This window comes from Sorangium sp. So ce321 (assembly GCF_051530195.1).
GTDB lineage: Bacteria > Myxococcota_A > Polyangia > Polyangiales > Polyangiaceae > Sorangium.
In genome coordinates this window covers 13,706,515-13,727,900 of sequence record NZ_CP150329.1, presented here as the reverse complement: position 1 = coordinate 13,727,900, position 21,386 = coordinate 13,706,515, and the positions used below count along the sequence as shown (strand labels likewise).

The window sequence follows — 21,386 nt, the reverse complement described above, 5'->3', positions numbered from 1 at the left end:
GCGCGGCGCTAGAGGCTGAGGACGGCGTCCTCTCCCCGGTCGGCGATCTTCGCCTCGATCAGGCTGAGGAGCGCCTGCCTGCGCTCCTCGAGCTCGACGAGCGCGCGCGGCGGCACCAGCTCCTCCTCGATCCCCCCCGGGCGCAGCACCGCGGCGGCTTCGCCGGGGCCGAAGCGCGCGAGCGCGTCGCGGAGCGCCCGGGGGAAACGCGCCGCTTCCACCAGGCGGTCGAGCTGCCGATCGAGCTCGTGCGCCTTCACGTGCAGCGGGAAGGCGCTCGCGTTGGTCTCCAGGCTCAGCGCCCCCGCGCCGACGTCGATGACGATCTCCTTCCGGAGCCCGTTGCCGGCCAGGTAGTCGAGCGCGAGCACCTCGAGATAATCGCGGAGGATCGGCGCGCGCTCGCCGCGCGCTGGCGACGGAGAGCGCGCCCAGCGCGCCCAGACGTCGAGCTCGGGCGCGTCGTCGAAGCGTATGGACTGCCGGCGAGGCGCGATCCAGCGCGGGCCGGGCGGGCCGGGCGCGGGCGCGAGCACCAGCGCGTCGACCGTCCCGTCGTTCATGACCGCGAGGCGACGCAGCAGCTTGCGCGCGGCCGGCTCGCGGCCGATCAGCGACGCGAGCTCGCCGATGCCGATCCGGCGCGCCGCGGCGGCAGGCACGACGTGCGCGCCGAGCGAACGCGCAAGGCGGTAAAACGCGAGCGGACGCCGGAATGCGAGCGGGCTCTTTCTCTGCGCCGGCGCGAGCTTCACCCTGACCTCGCGCGGGACCGCGCCATCCTCGGCCGCGCCGAGCGCCAGCGTCGCCTCGAAGCGACCGTCGGTCGGCTTGCCCGTGAGCCGCAGCGCGCGCAGCGGCGAGCGCTGGAGAGCGCGCGCGGTGTGCGTGTCCGCGGCTGCGCCAGCGTTCGCCGCGTGGGGCGCTGGAGGCTCGCCCGACGAGCGCGCCGGGGGCGCGCCGACCGCGGGCGCGACCTCGGCCAGCGCCGCGGGCGCGACCTCGGCCAGCGTCGCGGGCGCGACCTCGGCGAGCGCCGCGATCGCGACAGCCGGCGCGCCGCTCCGCTCGGACGACGGCCTCGCGCACGAGGCGGCGAGCAGCGCCGCCGCGACGAGCAGGCGCGGCGCGACCGCGCCGCCGAGGCGCCGCGGCAGCCCGCGCGCAAGCTCGCCTGGCGCGCGGCGGCTCATCCGTCCTTCGCGGGCCCGCGCGGATCCTCCGACGAGGGCGCTTCCTCTGCCGGGGGCTGCGAGGGTGAGACGCCCGCGCTCGCGCCGAGCGAGGCCCCGCCCATGACGCGCTCGAGCAGGAACTGCTCCACGCGCTCGATCACCATCTTCTTGCGCTCCAGCGGGACGACGTGCGTGCCGCCGCTCACCATCATCAGCTCTCCGCGAGGCAGCGCGGCCGCCATCTCCTCGGCGAGGCGAGGCGGGGTGAACGTGTCGCGATCGCCGGCGATCACGAGCGCGGGCAGGTCGATGTGGGGGAGCAGATCGAGCGTCGAGTGCTCGCCGGCGCTGCGCAACATGTGGAGGAACATCGAGAAATCGATGTCGACCATGTGCCGCATGTAGGGCAGCAGATCCGCCGGGGTGACCGCGCTCGCGTCGACCTCGCGGGCGAGCAGCGCGATCCGCAGCGCCATCGGCGCGGGCACGCGGCTCCAGATCGCGCGCGCGATGTGCGGGTACGCGTCGACCTGCTCGATGACGCGCGGCAAGATCTGCGCGAGCACGTCCGTGCCCTTGAAGTGGTGCGTGATCCTGCCGGACGAGCCGCAGATCAACACGAGCCCGCGCACCCCCTCGCGGTGGGTCCGCAGGTGCTCCAGGATGACCTGACACCCCATCGAGTGCCCGAAGAGCACCACCGGGCCGTCGCCGATCGCCGCGCGCACCGCCGCGAGATCGCTCGCGTGGTCGCGCAGCTCGACCGCCTGCGGATCAACAGGCAGACTGCTCCGCCCGTGCCCTCGATAGTGCCAGTGGGCGACGTTGACGGTGCGCGCCAGGTCGTCCCACAGGTACTTCCAGATGAAGCCGTCGCACGCGATGCCGTCGCAAAGCACCGCGGTGAGGCGTTCCGAGCCCGCCCCCACCCCGCTGGCCAAGCTTCCGATGCCGCCGGGACCTTCCCGGTAGCGGACATAGATCCGCGTACCGTCCTTCCCGGCGGCGAAGAGCTCTCGACCCATCGATCCCCGAGCGACGCGGCTACGCGCGGCCCGCGGCGATGTTAGTCGCCGCTGTCCTCGTCGTCAGCCACGTCATTGACACTCGGAAGCTTTTTGATGTCTATCCGCGCCAGCTTCCACGCGCGCTGCACGACCCAAGAAAGCGAGCGATCGAGCCGCGCCGCTTCCTCCTTGATTTCCTGCAGCATCGACTCCGGAAAGTAGAGGCTTTGCTTCCGCTTGTCCGTCTTCGAGGCTTCGTTGTTTTTCGCCAGCGTGTCCTTGTCGGTCATACGCTCTTGGGGCTCCTCCCGATCCGCCACAGAAGAGCACCTTACCGTACGGCGCACTTCCGTGGAAAGCATTCGTTTTTCCGTTCAGCCGATTGCGGGCACCATGTACGTAACTCCGCGATAGGCGCTCTGCGTCATGACTCCGGGAATGCGATCTTCCCCGCAATCGCGCTCGCTGCGACGATCAGGGGACTGGCCAGGTAGACCTGGCCGGGGCCGCTTCGGCCCGGGAAATTCCGGTTGATCGCCGAGACCGTGACCTGCTCCTTCCTGTCGGACACCCCCGGCCCGGCCTTGATGCAGGCGCCACAGGAGGGGTCAACGAGCTCAGCACCAGCCTTCTGGAAGATCTCGAGGTAGCCCTTCGCCTCGGCGTAGCGGCGGATGTCCTGGGAGCCGAACTGGATGTAGAGGTGCACGCCCTCGGCGACGCGTTTGCCCTGCTCCACCGCGCGGCGCAGCACGGACGCGTACATGTCCATATCGGCCTTCTTGCCGCCCGTGCAAGAGCCCCCGTACGCGATGTCGATCTTCACGTCGCCGCCGGAGACCTCGCGGAGCGACCGCAGCGGGACGCCGTTCCGCGGATCGCCGGGCGTCGCGACCATCGGCTCGACCGACGCGAGATCGATGTCGAACGTCGCCATGTACTCCGCGCCGGGATCCGCGCGAACGACGCGCGCGCGCACGTCGTCCGCGGCGAGCCCGCGCTGCTCGACGAGGTAGCGCACGATCTCCTCGTCGGCCTCGATGATCCCGGTGAAGCCGCCCGCCTCGACCGCCATGTTGGTGAGCGTCGCCCGCTCGTCGAGGCCCATGCCGCGGACGCCGTCGCCCGCGAACTCGAGCACCTTGCCGATGCCCTGGCCCGTCTTCCAGAACGGCTGCGAGAGCAGGAACAGCATCACGTCCTTCGCCGTGACCCCCGGCCCGAGCCGCCCCGTCAGGTTGAAGCGCACCGACTGCGGCACCGCGACGCGGACGTCGCGCGTGAGCCACGCGTTCGCCATGTCCGTCGAGCCGACGCCGAAGGCGAAGCACCCGAGCGCCCCCGCCATGCAGGTGTGCGAGTCGGTCCCGGCCACGATCTGCCCCGGCAGCGCGAGCTCCTCGATCACCTTGTTGTGACAGATGGCCTCGGAGCCCACGGTCCTGCCGTCGCGCTCTACCTCGCCATACAGCCTGATCCCGTGCCGCTCCGTGAAGGCCTGCTGCACCGTCGCGAGCGAGGCCGCCTGCTCCCGCAGGCCGAGCTTGAGGTGCGCCTCCGGCATCACGCGCTCGAGGAACGTGAGGTGATCCCGGAAGGCGAAGACGCTCTCCGGCTCGGTCACGCTCGCGTCCGGACCGAAGCCCGCCCGGAAGAGCGACTCGGCCATGGGCGTCACGTACTCGTGCGAGAAGCGCACGTCGATGCGGACGAAGAGCGCGTCGCCGGGCTTCACCGCGGGGACGCCGATCTTGCCCGCCCTGGCGTCCACGATCGCGTGCGCCGCGATGATCTTCTCGCACAGGGTCATCGGCCGCGGCGGCGTCGCGAGCGTGGGCGGCGAGACCTCGCCGGCCAGCCGCGCCTTGTTGTAGGCGAAGAGCCCGCCGTACTCGACGACGTCGGCGCTGATCGGGTCGAGCCCGCGCGTGAACTCGTCGATCGGGAGCTCTTCGCCGCGCGCGAGCCGATCGAGGAGCGAGAAGTCGGTCGTCGTGAGCAGCCCGATGTTCTGGCAGTTCTGGCCGTAGATCTTCTCGATGCTGCGGGCGACGACGATCTGGATCCCGGCCTCGCGCTCCGAGTACGGCGCGGTCTCGCGCGAGCTGCCGCAGCCCTTCGAGCGCCCGCTGACGATGACCCCGAAGCCGCCGTTCTTGATGGCGTCGCGCTCGATGAGCCCACCGCGCAGCCCGACCAAGCAGTACCGGGCGAGCGTCTCGTCGTAGTAGTAACAGACCCAGCCCGGCGTCAGCTCGTCGGTCGAGATGTTGTCGATCAGCGCATGCTGCCCGGGATCGAAGCGGATCTCGCCGCCCGCGAGCTGCTGCTTCAGGAGCTCCGGATCCTCGGCCAGGTAAAGGATCCTCCCGGTGACGTGAACGGATTTCCGGCGCGGGATGGGCATCTGGGCCTCGGACGCCCCGGGGCGCCGGACCGGCGCGCTGGGGCCCGATCACACCTAGTCGCTCTGCGCGGAGGCGCCAACGGTGGTCTTCGCCGCGGCGCTCGGAGCTTCGGCGCGCCTTACGTTACGTGCTGGAAATCCAGCGTGCGGGGGGGCGCGCTGCGCGGGCTGCACGCCTTGACGGCGCACCGGGGAGGTGGTGTCTTCGCGGCCGCCGCCGGTCCGCGAGCGATGACCCGACCCACGATTTCCAGCATTCCCGTCGCGATCCTGGGAGCCGGCCTGACGGGCATGGCGGCCGCGTACCACCTCGGCCGGGCCGGCGTGCCGCACCGGGTCTTCGAGCGCCTGCCCCGCCCGGGCGGCCACGCGATCACCCTCGAGGACGACGGCTTCCGCTTCGACCGGACAGGCCACCTCCTCCACCTGCGCGACCCCGCGACCCGGGAGCTCGCGCTCGGCTGGCTGGGCCCCGATCCCCTCGAAATCGAGCGGCGCTCGATGATCTGGTCGAACGGCACGTACACCCGGTATCCGTTCCAGGCGAACACCTTCGGCCTGCCGCCGGCCGTCGCCTACGAGTGCCTCCGCGGCTTCATCGAGGCGCACTTTGCCGGGGGCCGAGCCGAGCCGAGGAACTTCGAGGAGTTCTGCCTGGCGCACTTCGGCGAGGGGATCAGCCGCCACTTCATGATCCCCTACAACAGCCGCCTCTGGGGGGTGCACCCGAGCGAGATCACCGCCGCCTGGTGCTCCCGCTTCGTCCCGATACCGAAGCTCGAGGACGTGCTCGCCGGAGCGGTCGGGCTGAACGACCGGGAGCTCGGCTACAACGCGAGGTTCCTCTACCCGCGGCTCGGTATCGGGCAGCTGACGCACGGGCTCGCGCGGGCGCTCGCCGAGCAGCGGCCGCGCGACGCGGACACGCCCGCGCTCGAGCTCGGCCGCGCGCCCGTGGCGATCGACTGGCGCGCGCGCGAGCTCGTGTTCGACGACGAGATCGTCCGGTACGACGTGCTCGTGTCCTCCGCGCCGCTGCCGGCGCTCGTGAGGCTCCTCGCGGACGCGCCCCGGGCCGTCAGCGAGGCGGCCTCCCGGCTGCGCTGCACGCACCTCCACTACCTCGACGTGGCGCTCGACACGCCGTGCGGGAAGCCGCTGCACTGGGTGTACGTGCCGGAGGAGAAGTACCCGTTCTACCGGGTGGGCTGCTACTCGAACTTCTCTTCCTCCATGGCCCCGCCGGGCAAGGCGAGCCTGTATGTCGAGCTGGCCGATCGCGCCGAGCCCGATCTCGCGACGCTGCTCCCCCGCGTCGCGGACGGCCTCGTCGAGATGGGCCTCATCCCCGCCCCGAGCGCCATTCGCTTCGCCCGGCTGCGCCGCATCGACTACGCGTACGTCGTGTTCGATCACAGCTACTTCGAGTCGCTGGAGGCGGTGCGGCCGTTCCTCGAGGGCCAGCGCATCGTCTCGTGCGGGCGCTACGGCGGCTGGAACTACTCCTCGATGGAGGACGCGCTCCACTTCGGGCGCGACGCGGCGCACGAGGCGCAGGCGCTCCTCGGAGGCGCGTCGTGAGCAGCGCCGGGCCTGGCCGCGGGGACGCGGGCGACGCGCCGGACATCTCCATCATCATCCCCGTCTACAACGAGGAGGCGATCCTCCACGCCGCCGTCGTGGACCTGCGCGAGCGGCTGTCGCCGCTCGGCTGGCGCTGGGAGCTCGTGCTCGCCGAGAACGGCTCGCGCGACGGGACGCTCGGCATCGCCGGCGAGCTCGAGCGCAAGTACCCGGAAGTACGGCACTTCTCCGTCGGCGAGCCGAACTACGGGGCCGCGCTCCGCGCGGGGATCGAGCGGGCGCGCGGGCGCTTCGTGCTCTGCGACGAGATCGACCTGTGCGACGTGGACTTCCACCGCAGCGCGATCGCGATGCTGCAGGCGGGCGGCGTCGACATGGTCATCGGCTCCAAGCTCATCCAGGGCGCGCGCGACGACCGCCCGTGGGCGCGGCACGCCGCGAGCCAGATGTACAACGGGCTTCTCCGCGCCACGCTCGGCTTCCGGGGGACGGACACGCACGGGCTCAAGGCGTTCGTGCGCGAGCCGCTCCTCGGGATCGCGCGCGATTGCGTCGTGGACAAGGACGTCTTCGCCAGCGAGTTCGTCATCCGCGCCTACCGGGCCGGCCTCCGGATCGAGGAGATCCCCGTCCGCGTGCTCGAGAAGCGGCGGCCCTCGATCAACCTCACGCGGCGCGTCCCGAACGTGCTCCGCAGCCTCGCGAAGCTCACCTGGGCGATCCGGGTCCGCGGCTGACGGGCGGTCTCTGCCAGCGTCCACGGCGCCGCGCATGCGGTTGAGCCCGCTCGTGGAAAATTTCTGGCATGCTATACGCCGCAAGTGACGATCCTCCTTTCGAGCGCCGCACGAACGGCCCGCCGCGCCGACACCGACGTCGACGTCGTGGTGATCGGAGGCGGCGTGAACGGCGTGGGCGTCGCGCGTGACGCGTCGCAGCGGGGCCTGAGGGTCGCGCTGTTCGAGCGCAACGATCTCGCGTTCGGCGCGAGCGGGAACTCGAGCGGCATGATCCACGGCGGGCTCAGGTACCTGACCAGCGATCCGCACGTGACCGAGACGTCGTGCCGCGACTCGGGGCACATCCAGGCGATCGCGCCGCACTTGCTCTTCCGGATCCCCTTCCTCGTCCCGTTCGAGAACGCGAGGCACGCGCGCGTGCTCTACGCGCTCGCCGACGGCTTCTTCGAGGCGTACGACAAGTACCAGCCGCTCAAGCGCGGCAAGCCGCACGCGCGCCTGTCGCCCGACGAGCTCCGGAGCCTCGAGCCGGGGCTGCACGGAGACCTCGTGGGCGGCTTCAGCTTCGACGAGTGGGGCATCGACGGCGCGCGGCTCTGCGTCGCGAACGCGGTCGACGCGATCGAGCGCGGGGCGAAGGTGTACGTCGGGCACACGGTCGAGCGGATCGAGCGCCGCGAGGACACCGGCGAGGTCATCGCCGTCCGCTACCGGGACCGCGTGAGCGGCGAGGGCGGGCGGCTCCGCACGAGCGCGGTCGTGAACGCGACCGGCGCGTGGTCGCCGATCACGGCGTCGCTCGCGGGCCTGCCCGCGGCGAGCTCGCGGGTGCGGCCCGGCAAGGGCGTGCACGTCGTGTTCGACCGGCGCCTCACCAACTACGCGATCATGGCGAGGACGATCGACGGCCGTCAGATCTTCGTCGAGCCGTGGGAGAACATGAGCGTCATCGGCACGACCGACGACGACTTCTACGGCGATCTCGACCAGGTCCGCGCGACGAGCGAGGAGGTCAGGTACCTCGTCCAGGGCATCGCCCGCGTGTTCCCGCAGATCCACGAGGCGCGCGCGATCGGCACGTACGCGGGCGTGCGGCCCACGCTGTACGCCTACGGGCCGACAGAGGACGCCCTCTCGCGCGATCACCAGGTGGTCGATCACGCGGCGCACGGCGCGCCTGGCCTCTACTCGATGATCGGCGGCAAGCTGGCCAGCTTCCGGCTCTTCGCCGAGCAGATGACCGACGTGCTCGCGCGGCGCTTCGACCTCGGCGCGCGCTGCGCGACGCACGTGACGCCGCTGCCCGGCGGTGAGCGCGCCGTCGACGCGCTCGCGCTCGCGCGGCGGATGGAGATCGACGCGGTGGCCGCCCGGCGGCTCGTGTACCGGCACGGCTCGCGCGCGCTCCGGATCGAGGAGCGCGTGCGCGAGCGGCCGCGCGAGGCGGCGACGGTGTGCCCGTGCGAGCCGGTCATCGAGGCCGAGGTGCGCTACGTCCTCCGGCACGAGCTCGCCCGGAGCGTCGCCGACGTCGCGCGCCGCACGCGCCTCGGGCTCGGCGCCTGCGGGGGGATGCGCTGCGCGGCGCGGTGCGGGCAGATCGTGGCGCAGGAGCTCTCGCTCCCGCCGCGCGACGGGATGCGGCAGGCCATGGAGTTCCTCTCGCGGCAGGCGGTGACGCGCGCGGTCGCGCTCGGCCCGGAGCAGGCCAGGCAGGAGGCGCTCGCCATCGCCAGCGTGCGGTCGGAGCTCGGCGCCCCCGCGGACGACGAGGCGGCCACGGCGGCGTGCGAGGAGAGCGAGCGCCGGGCGCCGCGCCCGGCGAGGGAGCCAGAGGAGAGGGCGTGGCGCGATCGATCCTCGTGATCGGCGCCGGCGTCGCCGGGCTCGCCGCCGCGTGGAGCGCGCGGCGGCGCGGGGCCCGGGTCACCGTGATCTCCGCGGGCGTCGGCGAGACGGCGCTCGCGGGCGGCGCGGTGGACGACGTCCCGTGGGAGCAGGTCGAGCGGGCCGCGAGGCTGCTCGGGAGCGACCTGCCCGCCGGCGATCTCGCGCCAGCGGCGCGGCAGTTCGCGGCGGAGCTCGGCCTGTGGGACGTGCCGCACGCGGCGGCCGCGCGCATCGCGACCGTGGCCGGGCGGATCCGCCCGGCCCGGGGCAGGGATCGCGCGCTGCTCGATCTCGGCCCGCTCCGCCGTACGCGCGTCCTCGTCCCGCGCGTGCCGCGGGCGGCGTGGGACGCCGACGCGCTCGCGGAGGCGTTCACGGATGAGCCGTTCGCCCGGGCGCGGGGGCTCCGCTTCCTGCCCGTCGACGCGCCCTTCCTGCGCTTCGACGACGAGCGGGGGATCGCGGACGGCGACCTCGCGGCGCGGCACGACGACCCGGCGCGGCTCTCCTGGCTGCTCGAGCGGCTCCACCAGGCGCTCGAGGGCGCGGGCGGCGCCGGGGGGATCCTGCTCGGTCCGTGGCTCGGCGCGCGCGCGCCGCGGGCCGAGGCGCTCTCGGCGCGCCTCGGCGTCCCGGTGGGCGAGGCGCTGATCGGCGCCGGCTCTCCGGCGGGGCTCCGCTTCGAGGCGGCGCGCGACGCGCTGCTCGCCGCGATCGAGGTGACGCAGCGCCACGGCCGCGTGCGCGCAGTGGCAGCGAGCGACGGCCGCGGAGCAGCAGGCGGCGCGGGCGACGGCGTGCTGGTCCACGTGGACGGCGAGGACGTGCCGCTCGCGGTGGACGCGGTGATCCTGGCGATCGGCGGGCTGGCCGGCGGAGGGATCGCGTACGCCCCGCCCGAGCGCAGCGCCGGCCCCGATCTCCCGGCGCGCGGCGCCGCGCCGTTCGCGCTCTCGATCGCGGCGCCCGTCACGCTGGGCGACGCGCGCGGCGCGTTCGGGGTGGTGAGCTCCATGCAGGGCCCGGAGCTCGACCTCGTCGCGTGGCCTCGCGGCGACCGGCTGGGCGCGCTGGAGGCGGTGGGCGTGCGGTGCGAGGGCGTCCGCGCCGCCCCGGGGATCCTCGTGGCCGGGGCGACCATCGCCGGGAGGGCGCGCACCGTGCTCGACGCGGTGACGACCGGGCTCCGCGCCGGCGCCGAGGCCTGACGCGCTACCAGCGCGGGCGCCGGTCATCCGGAGCGCGGCGCGAGAGCGGATCGCCCGCGCTAGCGGGCCGCGGGGATCGCGCGGAGGAGCTGCTGGTAACCGACGGCGAGCGCGAAATCGCTGCCGCGGGTGGGGTCGGCGGGCACGTCGCCCTCGGGGCCGCGCGCCGCGGCGGCCTCCGCGCGCTTCTCGACGAGCACGGCCCTCGGCGAGCCGGCGAGGCTCGACCCCTCGGCGGGGAGGTGCCCCTCGAGGTCCTGCTCGCGGAGGATGGTGGCCGGGAACTGCTGCTGCGCGCTCTCGATGACGACATCCGGGCGGATGCCCTGGGCCTGGATCGAGCGCCCCTTCGGCGTGTAGTAGCGCATCGTCGTGAGCCTCACCCCGGCGCCGCCGGGCAGCTCGTAGATGGTCTGCACCGAGCCCTTGCCGAACGTCGTCGCGCCGACGACCGTCGCGCGCCCGCTGTCTTGAAGCGCGCCCGCGACGAGCTCGGCGGCGCTCGCGGAGTACTCGTTCACCAGCGCGACGACGGGCAGCGAGGCGAACGCGCCGCCGTCGTGGGCCTTCGCCTCGTCGACGACGTGGCTGCGCTGGCGGGTCGAGTAGATCGTCCCCGACGAGAGGAACTCGTCGGCCACGGCCTCCGCCTCGTGGACGAGGCCGCCGGGATTGTTGCGCAGGTCGAGGATCACCCCGGCGAGCGGCGCCCTGGACTCGGCGCGCAGCCTCGCCGCGGCGCGGAGCATCTCCTCGTGGGTGCCGTCCTGGAACTGCTTCAGGCGGACGTACGCGACGTCCCGGTCGAGGCGCTTGGCCGCGACGCTCGTGACGTGGATCTGCTCCCGCGCGAGGTCGAACATGAGCGGCTCGGCGACGCCCTGCCGGCGGATCGTGAGCTTCACCCGGGAGCCGGGGGGCCCGCGCATGATCTTCACGAGCTTGTCGAGGCGCTCGCCGCGCACGGGGCGCCCGTCGATCGCGATGATCTGGTCGCCGGAGCGGACGCCCGCCCGCGCCGCCGGCGAGCCCTCGATCGGCGCGATCACGGTGATGTTGTCGTCCTTGGCGTCGACCTCGATGCCGACGCCCCCGAACGTCCCCCCGGTCTCCTCCTGGAACTGCGCGAACTCCGCGGCGTTCATGTAGGCCGAGTGCGGGTCGAGCTCCGCGACCATGCCCTTGATGGCGCCGTCGATGATCTTGTTGCGCTGCGCTGGCTCGACGTACTGGTTCTCGACGAGCACGAGCACGCGCGCGAGCTGCTCGAGGGGAGCGTAGGGGCTCTGCGCCTGTGTGCTCGCGCCCGCGAGGTGGGAAGTCGCCGCCCCCCCCGCGAAGGCCGCCGCGATGAGCCCCAGGGTGCGCATCCAACTCGAGAAGCGTCGCATCCGCCGACCATAGCAGCGCCGCGGGCGGCCGCGCTCGGAGCGCAGGCGCCCCGGCCGCGCTCGGCCCGGCGCCTGCGCCCCGGCCCTGTCCCCCACGGGCGCCGCGGCGGCGCCGAGCCGGCTGGCAGCGCGGGCGTACGGCCCTCCCAGTCGACATCGCACCGAGGCGCCCAAGGTCCGGGCGCATGGTTTGTCCTAGGAAGAGTGTTCGGCTATCTTCGCGCGCCTGAACGTGGAACTTGCCTCCTCATCGTCCGGCTTCGCCACCGCGAAGCAGGGCTCGCCGCGAGGGGCTCCTCTCGCCGAGACGGTCAGCGGCCGTCGCGAAGGGCGGTCCGCGGCTGCGCTGTCGTCCGTGCGCGGGAGACGATTCCCACCCCGAGGCGGCTAGGATGGCCAAACCCACCGATCGTGAGCTCGTCGATCAGGCCCGGAGCGGGGACGCCCAGGCCTTCGGGGTGCTGGTTCGTCGCCATCAGAAGCGCATCTTCCGGCTGGCGTTCCACCTCGTCCGCTCGGGCGCGGAGGCAGAGGACGTGACCCAGGAGACCTTCGTCCGGGCTTACCAGGCTCTCGATCGGTTCGACGGCCGGAGCGAGCCGTTCACCTGGCTCTACCGGATCGCCGTGAACCTCTCGCTCAACATGATCCGGGCCCGCAAGCCGAGCAGAAACTCGACCCCCGCGGACGATCCGCGGATCGAGGCGCTGCTGCTCGAGACGCGCCCGAGCCACGGGGTCGATCCGGCCGCGACGACCCAGCGGCGCGAGCTCGCGGCCGCGCTCTGCGACGGCATCGACACGCTCTCGGACACGCTGCGGACGACGCTCATCCTCGTGTGCATCGACGGCGTGCCGCACGAGGACGCCTCCAGGATCCTGGGTTGTCCGGAAGGAACAGTTGCCTGGCGCGTCCACGAGGCGCGCCGCAAGCTCCGCGTGTACCTCGCGGAGCGCGGTTTCGGAGGGGACGCCGAATGAACGTCACCAGCAAGCTCGACCTCGACGGGATGCTCAACGACTGGCCTGCTCCCGCCCTTGATGAAGCGGCGTGGGAGACGCGGGCAGCTCGCATCGTCGAGGTCGCTCTGTCCCGTCGATCAGAGGCCCGTCGATCAGAGGCCCGTCGATCGGAGGACACGGCGGCGCAGGCCGCCCTCCTCGCAGCCCCCGACCTCGCCGCCGAGCCAGGCGAGGAGCAGGCGGGGGACATCTTGCGCGAAGTACATGCAGCAGGAGAAGGCAGCACCATGGCGGATGGATCACAAGCAGACAGGGCCGCGAAGTCTGAAGCGAGCCTATCGGGCGGCAGCGCCTCGCGCCCGCCGGAGCGGAAACGCCAGTCGTTGAAGGAGATCGCCGAGCGGGCCAGCCAGGCGCCGGGCCGCTTGAGCGGCGCGCCCGGCGCGAGCGGCTCGGCGATCGCGACGCCGCTGCCGTCCGGGCGCGGCCCGCTGTCGACGCCGCTGCCGCCCTCGGGGCGCGGCTCGATGCCGCCTGGTCGCGTGTCCACGCCGCCGGGGCGTGGCTCGCTTTCCGGCAGCACGCGCGCGTCGTCGCCGTCGCTGCGGACGGGCGACGGGGTCACCGAGGACTCCGGCGTCATCGATCTCAACCGGCTCAGCGCGTCGGTGCCCCCGGAACAGGTGGAGGCTGCCGGCGGCGTGCAGCCCGGCGCGGCCGAGTCGCTCGAGGACGAGAAGCCGGCCGAGGTCGCGGCGTTGTCGGCGAGGAGGCCGCGCGCTGTGGCCGCGCCCGCAGCCGAGGCTGCGGCGAAGAAGCGATCCGGCGGGATGATCGCCGGCGTGGCGATCGCGGCCCTCGGCCTGGCCGCGGCGGTGGCGGTGATGGTGAAGACGCCGAAGGCGCCATCGCAGCAAGAGACGGCGGCCGCGCCGGCGGCGGCCCCGGCGCCCGCCGCGCCCCGCGATGACAGGCCGGCGGAGCCCGCTGCCCCGGTCGCCGCGGTGCCCGCCGCGCCGGCGGTGAGCGCGGAGGCGGAGCAGCAGCCCGTCGAGGCGGAGAAGCTCGCCGCGGCGCCCAGGACGGCAGCGGCGCCGACCGGCGCTGGCGCGCCTGCGCCGGCGGCCCCCGAGGCGCCCGCGGCGCAGAAGGCAGAGCCGCAGGGCAAGGTGGCGGCGGCGCCGACGGCGCCCGGCAAGCCGGGGGACCTGCCGTCCGCCATGCAGGCGGCCGTGGGCGACGAGGCGGAGAAGCAGCCGTCGGTGGTGTCGGAGGCGCCGGTGCCGGCCTCGGGCCCGCTCCGGGCGCAGAACATCCCCGAGCAGCCGTCGCAGGGCTCGGTCCAGGCCGCGCTCGGCTCGGTCATGGGCAACGCGAGGGCGTGCGTGGCGGGCGCGGACGACGTGTCGCGCGCGCAGATCACGTTCTCGTCGACCGGCCAGGTGAGCAAGGTCAGCGTCAGCGGCTGGGCGGCGGCGAACGGTCAGTCGAGCTGCGTGCAGTCCGCGCTCAAGGCCGCGAACGTGGGCCCGTTCTCCAAGCCGTCGTTCTCGATCAACGCCTCGATCCGACCCTGAGCGAGCCGACAAACGTCCCGGTTGACACGAGGGCCTCCGCAGGTACAATTCGCGCCCCCATGGTTTCCGCGACTCAGCAAACTCAGCGCATCCGTCGGCGCAAGGCGCGCACGGCGGGCACCCGTCGCAAGCGCTTCGAGCGCGCGCACGGCACCCCGAAGTTCCCGATCCATCCGGCGGGTTACGACCAGAACGCGCCGGACGCCCTGCGCGCTGCCACGCCCGCCGAGGCGCAGGCGAAGAAGTAGGAGAGCTTTTCTCATGGCCAATCACGCATCCGCCGACAAGCGCAACCGCCAGCGCATCACGAGGACCGCGCGTAACCGCGCCGCCAAGTCGGAGCTCCGCACGATCGTCAAGAAGGCGCGCACCGCGCTGAAGGGCGTCCCGCAGGAGTCCACGGGCCTGGTCACCACCGCGGTGAGCGCGCTCGACCGCGCCGCGTCGAAGGGGACGATCCCCGCCAAGCGCGCGTCGCGTGTGAAGAGCCGCCTGGCCCTCGCCCTTCACAAGGCGAGCGTCGCCGCCAAGACCGCCGCCGCGAGCTGAGCAACATCTTTCCGCACGTACGTCCCGCTCACCGCAAGGTGAAGCGGGCGTCGTCGTTTTGTCTCCTCGCAACACCGTGGGCCCCGTTGCCGCAGACCCCCACTGCCGTTCCGTCGCGGCCACGGAGAGCGTGGCTCGGCCCCTCTCCAACCTACGACGCCAGCGGCGGGCACCCGCACAGGAGACGGGTCCAGATCGGCGTTTTCGGCGCGGAGGCGTGCTCCAGCACGCCGAGCACCGAAAACACCGAGATGGGCCCGTCTCCGAAGCGGGTGTCCGCCCCTCAGTGGGCGTCGGCCCAGGTCGGTCCGTGGCCGATGTCGACGACGAGCGGCACGTCGAGCGGGAAGACCGACTCCATGGCCTGCCGTACCTTGGCCTTCGCCTCGTCCACCGCGCCGGCCGGCACCTCGAACGCGAGCTCGTCGTGCACCGTGAGCACCATGCGCGCGCCGGGGACGACGGGGCGCGGGACGCGGACCATCGCGAGCTTCAGGAGGTCCGCCGCGGTCCCCTGGATCGGGGTGTTCTGCGCGATGCGCTCGGCCTGGGCGCGGCGCATGCGGTCGCTGCTGCGCAGATCCGGGAGCAGGCGGCGCCGGCCGAGCAGCGTGCGCACCGACTCGGAGCGCTTCGCGTCGGCCATCGTCTGCTCCATGAACTCGTGCACGCCGCGGTAGCGCGCGAAATAGGCGTCGATGAAGCGCGCCGCCTCCGCGCGCGAGATGTCGAGGCGCTTGGCCAGCGCCGACTCGCCCATCCCGTAGATCACGCCGAAGTTGATGGTCTTGCTCCGGCGGCGCATCTCGTCGGTGACCCCCGCCTCGTCCACCCCGAAGATCTCCATGGCCGTGCGCACGTGCACGTCCTGCCCGGTGCGGAAGGCGTCGACGAGCACCGGGTCCTTCGACAGGTGCGCGAGCACGCGCAGCTCGATCTGGGAGTAGTCGGCGCTCACGATCACGCTCCCGGGCGGCGCGACGAACGCGCGCCGGATCATCCGGCCGAGCTCCGTGCGGATCGGGATGTTCTGCAGGTTCGGGTCCTGGGACGAGAGCCTCCCGGTCGCGGCCACGGCCTGGCCCCAGCGCGTGTGGATGCGGCCCGTGCCCGGATGCACGAGGCGCGGCAGCGCGTCGACGTACGTGCCCTTGAGCTTGGCGATCATGCGGTGCTCGAGCACGACGCCAGGGAACGGGTGGTCCTCCGAGAGCGTCTCGAGCACGTCGGCGTCGGTCGAGCGGCCGGTCTTGGTCTTGCGCTGCGAGCGCAGCCCGAGCTCGTCGAACAGCACCGCCTCGAGCTGCTTCGGCGACGCGAGGTTGATGTCGTGCCCCACCAGCTCGCGCGCCTTCTCCTCCAGCGCCGCGAGCTCGGTCGTCATCTGGGCGCCGAGCTGCCCGAGCGCCTGCGGGTCGACCAGGACGCCCGTGAGCTCCATCTCGGCGAGCACCGCGGAGAGGGGCAGCTCGATCTGCACGAGCAGGTCCTCGAGCCGCTCGGCGCGGAGCCGCGGGCGCAGCCGGTCGGTCAGCGAGAGCGCGACGTCGGCGAACGCCGCCCCGAAGCTCGAGGCCTCGCCGAGCTCGATCTCGTCGAGCGCGCGCTGCGCCTGGCCGCGGCGCTTCGGGGCCACCTCCTCGATGGTCTGCATCTTGGCACCGAGCTCGCGCTCGGCGAGCTCGTGGAGCTGGTTCTTCGCCTCGGGATCGAGCAGGTAGCTCGCGAGCATCGTGTCGAAGGCGACGCCCACGATCCCGATGCGGTGCCGCAGGAGGATCACCTCGCAGAACTTGACGTCGTGGCCGACCTTCGGGAGCTCGGGGTCGGCGAGCAGCGGGCCGAGCACCGCGTCGACGTCGCTCATCGAGAGCTGCGCCGGCGCTCCGAGGTAGCGGTGGCCGAGCGGGACGTAGACGGCCTGCCCCGGCTCGCAGGCGAGCGCGATGCCGCAGACGTGGGCGCTCATGGGTTCGCGGGTCGTCGCGTGCACGTCGAATGCGAGGCGCCCGGCCGCGCGCGCCGACCTGGCGAAGGCCTCGAGCTCCTCGCGCGTCGCGATGACCCGGTAGGTCGCCGCGCGCGCGGCGGGCTCCGGCGCGCGGACGGCCTTCAGGAAGCGCGAGAAGCCGAGCTCCGTGAAGAGCTCCCGGAGCCTGCCCGTGTCCGCGCCGCCGTAGCGCAGCGTCTCCAGGTCGAGCGAGACAGGCGCGCTGCCGTCGAGCGTCACGAGCTTCTGCGACAGGAGCGCGTCGGCCTCGTGCTGCTTGAGCGACTCTCGGATGCGCTGCTTCTTCACCTCGTCGAGGCGGGCGTAGAGCGACGCGAGCGAGCCGAACTGCGCGAGCAGCTCGGCGGCCGTCTTCAGGCCGACGCCGGGCACGCCGGGGACGTTGTCCGAGCTGTCGCCGACGAGCGCGAGCAGGTCGCGCACCTGCTCCGGCGGCACGCCGAACTTCGCGACCACCTCGGGGTGCCCGTAGACCTTGTCGCGCATCGCGTCCCAGAGCATCACCCGGTCGTTGTCGACGAGCTGCATGAGATCCTTGTCGCTCGACGCGATGACGACGCGCAGCCCCCGCTCCTTGGCCCGCTCGACGGCGACGGCGATGAGATCGTCCGCCTCTAGCCCTTCGTGGATGAAGATCGGGATGCGGTACGCCTCGACGATCTCCCGGCACCGGTTCATCTGCACCCCGAGGTCGGGCGGCGGCGGCGGCCGGTGCGCCTTGTAGCGCGGGTCGAGATCGTCGCGGAACGTCTTGCCCGCGGAGTCCATCGCCACGCCGAGGTACGCGGGCTTCCGCTCGTCCACGAGCTTCGTGAGCATCGCAACGGTGCCGAACGTCGCATGAGTCGGCTCGCCGCTCGGGCTCGAGAGCGGGCTGATCGCGTGGTAGGCGCGGAAGACGTAGCCCGAGAGATCGATCAAGTAGAGGACGTCCGGAGCTCCGGCCGGGGGAAGCGCGGTGGGGCGCGTCGACATGACGGACCTCTAGCACCTCGGCGCGCGGCCGGTCAGTGAACCACGACGTCGCGCCGCATTGTCACCTCGAGGACGCGGCCCCCCCGGTCGACGCCGACGGAGACGCGCGTCCCCGCCGGGCCGCGGAGCCGCTGGATGCAGTCGGCGAGCGGGAGATCCGTGGCCGTCTCGCCGTCGATCCGGACGATGACGTCGCCCTGCGCGAGCCCGGCGAGCGCCGCGGGCCCGCCCTCGATGACGTCCGCGATCGTCACGCCGCTCGACGAGACCGCGAGCATCGCGCCGATGCCCGTGAGCTCCTCGCGCGAGCCGCCGTCGCCGAGCAGGCGGAGCTCGATGTCGGCGCGCACGGAGCCCGCGCCGCGCGCGTCGAGGCCGGGCACGATCTTGCTCATGTACTGGTCGTGCCGCACGCGCACCGAGAACGGGCCGCTCGCCGGCACCCCCTGGAGCTGGTAGTCGCCGTTCGAGTCGGTGAGCGCGAGCGAGATCGCGTTCGCGCCGGACGAGGTCGCGGAGTCGAGCTCGACCTGGGCCTCGACGACCGGCGCGCGCGACTCGGCGTCGACGACCCTGCCTCGCAGGGTCGCGCCCTGCGGCAGCACGATGCGCACGCGGCGGGCAGCGCTGCCCGCCTCGACGTCGACGGGCGCGCTCCGCGTGGGCGGGCGGCCGGGCGCGCTCACCGTCAGCACGTAGCGCCCCGGCGCGAGGTCGTTCCATTGAAACGCGCCGCTCGGGTCCGACACCCTGCGCGCGCGGCCGTTCACGCTCCCGTGCGCGCCGGAGCCGGACGGCAGGAACGACTCGATCGCCAGGAGGTACTCCTCGACGGGCCTGCCCGACTGATCCACGACCTCGCCCACGATCGAGCCCCCGGCGATGAGGTGGAGGATGTTGTCGCGGCCGGCGGCGACGCGCGCGGGCTCGGTGTCGCCGAACGGAGGGTGCGTCGCGACCGCGGTGCAGCCGTCGGCCTCGGGCGGCAGCTCGAAGCGCCCCTCGGCGTCGGCGACCGCCGACAGGCTCGGCTCATCGGTGCACCTGACCGTCGCGCCGGCGCCGGGGCGGCCCTCTGGATCGAAGACCACGCCGCGGACCGGCCCCGCGCGCGCGGCCGTGGTCTCGCGCGGCGGCGGGGGCGCCGGCGGCTCAACCTCGACCTCGCGCGGGGCCGTGTTCTCGGGCTGAGGCGGGGCGAGCCGCGCCGGGGCGGGCTCCTGCCGCGCCGGCATCACGGGGGCGGGGCGCGGCAGGAGGAGCCAGAAGAGGAGCGGCACGACCAGGAGCGCCACGGAGAGCAGGGCCGCCGAGAGCCAGGCCCTTCGTTGCGCGCCTGCCGTCCGGCCCTCCGCCATGCCGTCCTCCGCCGGCTCAGCGGCCGGCGTCCGCCTGGTCTGCCGAGCCCTCAGGGGTCGCGCTCGTGTCTGCCGGCCCGCCAGGCGACGCCTCGTCGGTGGGGCCGAGCGCGGGGCCCTGGGGCTCCGCGGGCCACGGCGTCTCGCTGGAGGAGCCGCCGCAGGCCCCGAGGAGCAGCGTGAAGGGTAGAAGCAAGGTGCCGGGCCGCATGACCGGCATCCTAGCTCGTTTTGGAGGGGAGGTCTCGAGGACCGGGCTCGTCGCCCGGTCGCGGAGCGATCGCGGGAGCGCGCCGGATCAGCGCGTGGAGAGGTTCGTCCGGGCGATCCAGAGGCAGGCGGCGGCGTTGACCGCGCACCAGACGACGAGCGCCAGCTGGCCGAGGGGGCCGGCCACCTCGCCGAGCGTGACGACCGACGTGAGGTAGGCCGCGGTGCCGACGGAGAAGCCCGCGATCGCCGGCCGGAGCTTCTTCACCCCGAAGAAGAGCGAGGTGAGGCCGAGCGGGACGAGCGCGTTGGCGAGCGGCAGCCAGCGGTGGACCGACGCGCCGACCAGCAGGTCGAGGTCGGCGATCGGCCGGGCCAGCACGTCGACGGCGAGATCCACGCGCGACAGGAGCCACGGCGCGAAGAAGAACAGCCCCGGCCCGGCCGCGAGAGCCGGGAGGAGGAAGCTCGCCCGCCACGGGCTCGTGGCGGTCGCGTCCTTCTTGCGGGCGCGGCGGCCGACCCAGGTCGCGAGCAGGAGCAGGGCGACCAGCCGCACGATGATGTGGCTCTGCGTCACGCGCGCGACCGAGCTCGCGGCGTCGAGCACGCCCGCCCCGTAGAGGAGCCTGCCGCTGTCGGAGTCGTCGACCACGCGCGCGCCGGCGCGGATCGCGTCCTCGACCGCGCGCGGGTCCGACACGCCTAGGCCCACGAGCAGCGCCGCCGCGCCGGCCACGTGGGGCGCGGCCATCGAGGTGCCGTTGTACGCCGGGTAGGGGGCGTCGCAGTCGCCGCGCCCGCGGTTGCAGATGGTCTGCTGCGTGACGTTCACGCCGGGCGCCGAGACGTCGACGCCCTGGCCGCGCGACGAGAACCTCGCGATCTTGTCGTTCGCGTCGGTGGCGCTCACGCCGATGACGCCGTCGGACGCGCCGGGGAACTGCACGCGCCCGCCGGTGTTGCCGGCCGCCGCGACGACGACCGCGCCGCGCGAGATCGCGTAGTCGATCGCGCTCTGGAGGACCTTGGAGTTGCGCGGGCCGCCGAGGCTCAGGTTGATGACGTGGGCGCCGTGCTCGGCGGCCCACCGGATGCCGTCGGCCACGTCGGCGGTCGTGCCCCAGCCGCTCTCGTTCAGCACCTTCACCGGCATGAGCCGCGCGTGGAAAGCGAGCCCTGCGGCGCCGATGCCGTTGTTGGTCGACTGCGCGATCGTGCCGGCGACGTGCGTGCCGTGGCCCTGGTCGTCGTTCGCGTGGTTCGTCTTGGTGACGAAGTTCCACCCCTCGACGCACTCGGTCGAGGCGAGGTCTGGCGCCTTGACGAAGGGCCCGTGCGTCTCGCACGCGATGCCCGTGTCGACCACGGCGACGGTGACCCCGCGGCCCGTGGCGAAGTCCCATGCCCGCTCGGCGCCGACGCGCGCCATGTGCCACTGGTCCTTCAACAGCGGGTCGTTGGCGACGAAGAACGCGCGCACCCTGGCGAGCGGCTCGGCCGCCTCCACGCGCGGGTCCTGCGCGAGCCGCTGGAGCGTCGCGCTGACCGGGCCGTCCACGGTGGCGATGTGGATCCGGGTCTTGGCGGCGAGCGCGGTCGGCATGAGGTGCAGCGAGAAATCCCGCACGAGCCCCGCGAGCGCGCCGTCGTCGACGTCGTCGCGCGCGTCGACGACGATCTGCCCGGGGATGTCGTAGCTGGACTCTTCGAGCTCGGAGGCCAGGCCATAGAGCGGCTCGCCCGCCGTCGCGACCGGCTCGTTCAGGCCGTCGAAGCTGCCCATCGACGAAGCGATGTCCGCCGGCAGCGCCGGGTTGACGTAGCCAGGAAGGCGAGGCTCGAGCATCCCTGGCGAGCGCGCCGCGAGCGCTCCCCGGGCCTCCTGGGCGTCCGTCCCGTCGGCCCTGGCCGCCCCGGACATGGCGACGACCGCGGCCGCGGCGAGCAACGACGTCGCGAGCGCGCGCCCGGTTGGATGAAAGGCGGTCCCTGACCCACGCTGAAGGCGAGACTTGTGCATAGCGGCTCCTCATCGGCAGAGTAGCGCCGCTGCCCCCAGGCAGCCATCGCTCCGGGCGCCGCCATGACCGCTCGCCGCTCGCGTCCGCGCGCCCGCCGGCCGCGACAGAGCCCGCAGCCCCCCTCAGGCACGCCCCGAGCCGCCGCGTCCCCCGCCCAACCCGACGAGCCCGGCCGTCCTCACCGCCTCCCCGTTGCGCTCCAGGAAAGAGCCGCCGGCGGAGGGGGAGCCGCGCGCGGGGGCGGCGGGGGTGGGCCCCACAAACCCGAGCGCCGGCCCGCATCGCAGCGGGTCGCCCCCAGCCCACCCCACCCGTTCA

Annotated in this window: 17 protein-coding genes; 8 read left to right on the top strand and 9 right to left on the bottom strand. The window is 73.4% G+C overall.

Annotated features, from left to right (window positions below; all coding sequences use genetic code 11):
* Window positions 1–8: 8 nt before the first annotated feature.
* The 4 genes from WME89_RS50950 to WME89_RS50935 all read right to left on the bottom strand — a co-directional run bounded on the left by WME89_RS50950 (window position 9) and on the right by WME89_RS50935 (window position 4,589).
* Window positions 9–1,193: a hypothetical protein gene (locus tag WME89_RS50950; protein ID WP_438006734.1), complete on the bottom strand. Its 1,185-nt coding sequence runs from the start codon at window positions 1,191–1,193 to the stop codon at window positions 9–11.
* On the bottom strand, window positions 1,190–2,200 hold the full coding sequence (locus tag WME89_RS50945) for an alpha/beta fold hydrolase (RefSeq protein WP_438006733.1): 1,011 nt from the start codon (window positions 2,198–2,200) through the stop codon (window positions 1,190–1,192). Before WME89_RS50945 ends, WME89_RS50950 begins: the two co-directional genes overlap by 4 nt.
* A gap of 41 nt (window positions 2,201–2,241) precedes the next feature.
* Window positions 2,242–2,472 carry a TIGR04563 family protein gene (locus WME89_RS50940; protein ID WP_012241296.1) on the bottom strand — a complete coding sequence of 77 codons (231 nt, stop codon included), beginning with the start codon at window positions 2,470–2,472 and terminating at the stop codon, window positions 2,242–2,244.
* A 134-nt stretch (window positions 2,473–2,606) separates the two neighbouring features.
* A complete protein-coding gene (locus tag WME89_RS50935; protein ID WP_438006732.1) occupies window positions 2,607–4,589 on the bottom strand; it encodes an aconitase family protein in 1,983 nt (660 codons plus the stop codon).
* Between the two features lie 231 nt (window positions 4,590–4,820).
* On the opposite strand from WME89_RS50935, the gene WME89_RS50930 reads away from it, so the two are divergent.
* From WME89_RS50930 to WME89_RS50915, 4 genes are all read left to right on the top strand, one after another.
* A complete protein-coding gene (locus WME89_RS50930; protein ID WP_438006731.1) occupies window positions 4,821–6,170 on the top strand; it encodes a protoporphyrinogen/coproporphyrinogen oxidase in 1,350 nt (449 codons plus the stop codon).
* Window positions 6,167–6,910, top strand: a complete 744-nt coding sequence (locus WME89_RS50925; RefSeq protein ID WP_438006730.1) for a glycosyltransferase — start codon at window positions 6,167–6,169, stop codon at window positions 6,908–6,910. The genes WME89_RS50930 and WME89_RS50925 overlap by 4 nt, the downstream gene beginning before the upstream one ends.
* Before the next feature lie 84 nt (window positions 6,911–6,994).
* Complete coding sequence (locus tag WME89_RS50920; protein ID WP_438006729.1) at window positions 6,995–8,779, top strand: glycerol-3-phosphate dehydrogenase/oxidase; 1,785 nt, start codon at window positions 6,995–6,997, stop codon at window positions 8,777–8,779.
* Entirely contained in the window at window positions 8,758–10,011 is a 1,254-nt protein-coding gene (locus tag WME89_RS50915) for an FAD-binding protein (protein ID WP_438006728.1), read from the top strand. Before WME89_RS50920 ends, WME89_RS50915 begins: the two co-directional genes overlap by 22 nt.
* Window positions 10,012–10,070: 59 nt before the next feature.
* Here WME89_RS50915 and WME89_RS50910 read toward each other — a convergent pair whose 3' ends face one another.
* Entirely contained in the window at window positions 10,071–11,381 is a 1,311-nt protein-coding gene (locus WME89_RS50910; RefSeq protein WP_438006727.1) for a S41 family peptidase, read from the bottom strand.
* 413 nt (window positions 11,382–11,794) lie between these two features.
* Between WME89_RS50910 and WME89_RS50905 the strand changes: the two genes are divergently transcribed.
* The 4 genes from WME89_RS50905 to rpsT are packed head-to-tail and all read left to right on the top strand — an operon-like array spanning window position 11,795 to window position 14,490.
* Window positions 11,795–12,382 carry an RNA polymerase sigma factor gene (locus WME89_RS50905; RefSeq protein WP_438006726.1) on the top strand — a complete coding sequence of 196 codons (588 nt, stop codon included), beginning with the start codon at window positions 11,795–11,797 and terminating at the stop codon, window positions 12,380–12,382.
* Window positions 12,379–13,941, top strand: a complete 1,563-nt coding sequence (locus WME89_RS50900; protein ID WP_438006725.1) for a hypothetical protein — start codon at window positions 12,379–12,381, stop codon at window positions 13,939–13,941. The genes WME89_RS50905 and WME89_RS50900 overlap by 4 nt, the downstream gene beginning before the upstream one ends.
* Window positions 13,942–14,000: 59 nt before the next feature.
* A complete protein-coding gene (locus tag WME89_RS50895; RefSeq protein ID WP_436623708.1) occupies window positions 14,001–14,189 on the top strand; it encodes a hypothetical protein in 189 nt (62 codons plus the stop codon).
* Window positions 14,190–14,202: 13 nt separating this feature from the next.
* The gene (rpsT, locus tag WME89_RS50890) at window positions 14,203–14,490 is read left to right on the top strand and encodes a 30S ribosomal protein S20 (protein ID WP_437656014.1); all 288 of its coding nucleotides are present in this window, start codon (window positions 14,203–14,205) and stop codon (window positions 14,488–14,490) included.
* Between the two features lie 283 nt (window positions 14,491–14,773).
* Here the strand turns inward: rpsT and polA are convergent, their stop codons facing one another.
* From polA to WME89_RS50870, 4 genes are all read right to left on the bottom strand, one after another.
* Entirely contained in the window at window positions 14,774–17,476 is a 2,703-nt protein-coding gene (polA, locus tag WME89_RS50885; RefSeq protein ID WP_438006724.1) for a DNA polymerase I, read from the bottom strand.
* 32 nt (window positions 17,477–17,508) lie between these two features.
* On the bottom strand, window positions 17,509–18,834 hold the full coding sequence (locus WME89_RS50880; RefSeq protein WP_438006723.1) for a carboxypeptidase regulatory-like domain-containing protein: 1,326 nt from the start codon (window positions 18,832–18,834) through the stop codon (window positions 17,509–17,511).
* Between the two features lie 16 nt (window positions 18,835–18,850).
* Window positions 18,851–19,045 carry a hypothetical protein gene (locus tag WME89_RS50875; protein WP_438006722.1) on the bottom strand — a complete coding sequence of 65 codons (195 nt, stop codon included), beginning with the start codon at window positions 19,043–19,045 and terminating at the stop codon, window positions 18,851–18,853.
* 87 nt (window positions 19,046–19,132) lie between these two features.
* Complete coding sequence (locus WME89_RS50870) at window positions 19,133–21,067, bottom strand: S8 family peptidase (protein WP_438006721.1); 1,935 nt, start codon at window positions 21,065–21,067, stop codon at window positions 19,133–19,135.
* Window positions 21,068–21,386 lie beyond the last annotated feature (319 nt).

Coding starts and splice junctions, on each gene's coding strand:
- WME89_RS50875 (WP_438006722.1), bottom strand. CDS start 19,045: ATGCGGCCCGGCACCTTGCTTCTACCCTTCACGCTGCTCCTCGGGGCC.
- rpsT (WP_437656014.1), top strand. CDS start 14,203: ATGGCCAATCACGCATCCGCCGACAAGCGCAACCGCCAGCGCATCACG.
- WME89_RS50950 (WP_438006734.1), bottom strand. CDS start 1,193: ATGAGCCGCCGCGCGCCAGGCGAGCTTGCGCGCGGGCTGCCGCGGCGC.
- WME89_RS50910 (WP_438006727.1), bottom strand. CDS start 11,381: ATGCGCACCCTGGGGCTCATCGCGGCGGCCTTCGCGGGGGGGGCGGCG.
- WME89_RS50935 (WP_438006732.1), bottom strand. CDS start 4,589: ATGCCCATCCCGCGCCGGAAATCCGTTCACGTCACCGGGAGGATCCTT.
- WME89_RS50930 (WP_438006731.1), top strand. CDS start 4,821: ATGACCCGACCCACGATTTCCAGCATTCCCGTCGCGATCCTGGGAGCC.
- polA (WP_438006724.1), bottom strand. CDS start 17,476: ATGTCGACGCGCCCCACCGCGCTTCCCCCGGCCGGAGCTCCGGACGTC.
- WME89_RS50945 (WP_438006733.1), bottom strand. CDS start 2,200: ATGGGTCGAGAGCTCTTCGCCGCCGGGAAGGACGGTACGCGGATCTAT.
- WME89_RS50900 (WP_438006725.1), top strand. CDS start 12,379: ATGAACGTCACCAGCAAGCTCGACCTCGACGGGATGCTCAACGACTGG.
- WME89_RS50895 (WP_436623708.1), top strand. CDS start 14,001: ATGGTTTCCGCGACTCAGCAAACTCAGCGCATCCGTCGGCGCAAGGCG.
- WME89_RS50905 (WP_438006726.1), top strand. CDS start 11,795: ATGGCCAAACCCACCGATCGTGAGCTCGTCGATCAGGCCCGGAGCGGG.
- WME89_RS50940 (WP_012241296.1), bottom strand. CDS start 2,472: ATGACCGACAAGGACACGCTGGCGAAAAACAACGAAGCCTCGAAGACG.
- WME89_RS50880 (WP_438006723.1), bottom strand. CDS start 18,834: ATGGCGGAGGGCCGGACGGCAGGCGCGCAACGAAGGGCCTGGCTCTCG.
- WME89_RS50870 (WP_438006721.1), bottom strand. CDS start 21,067: ATGCACAAGTCTCGCCTTCAGCGTGGGTCAGGGACCGCCTTTCATCCA.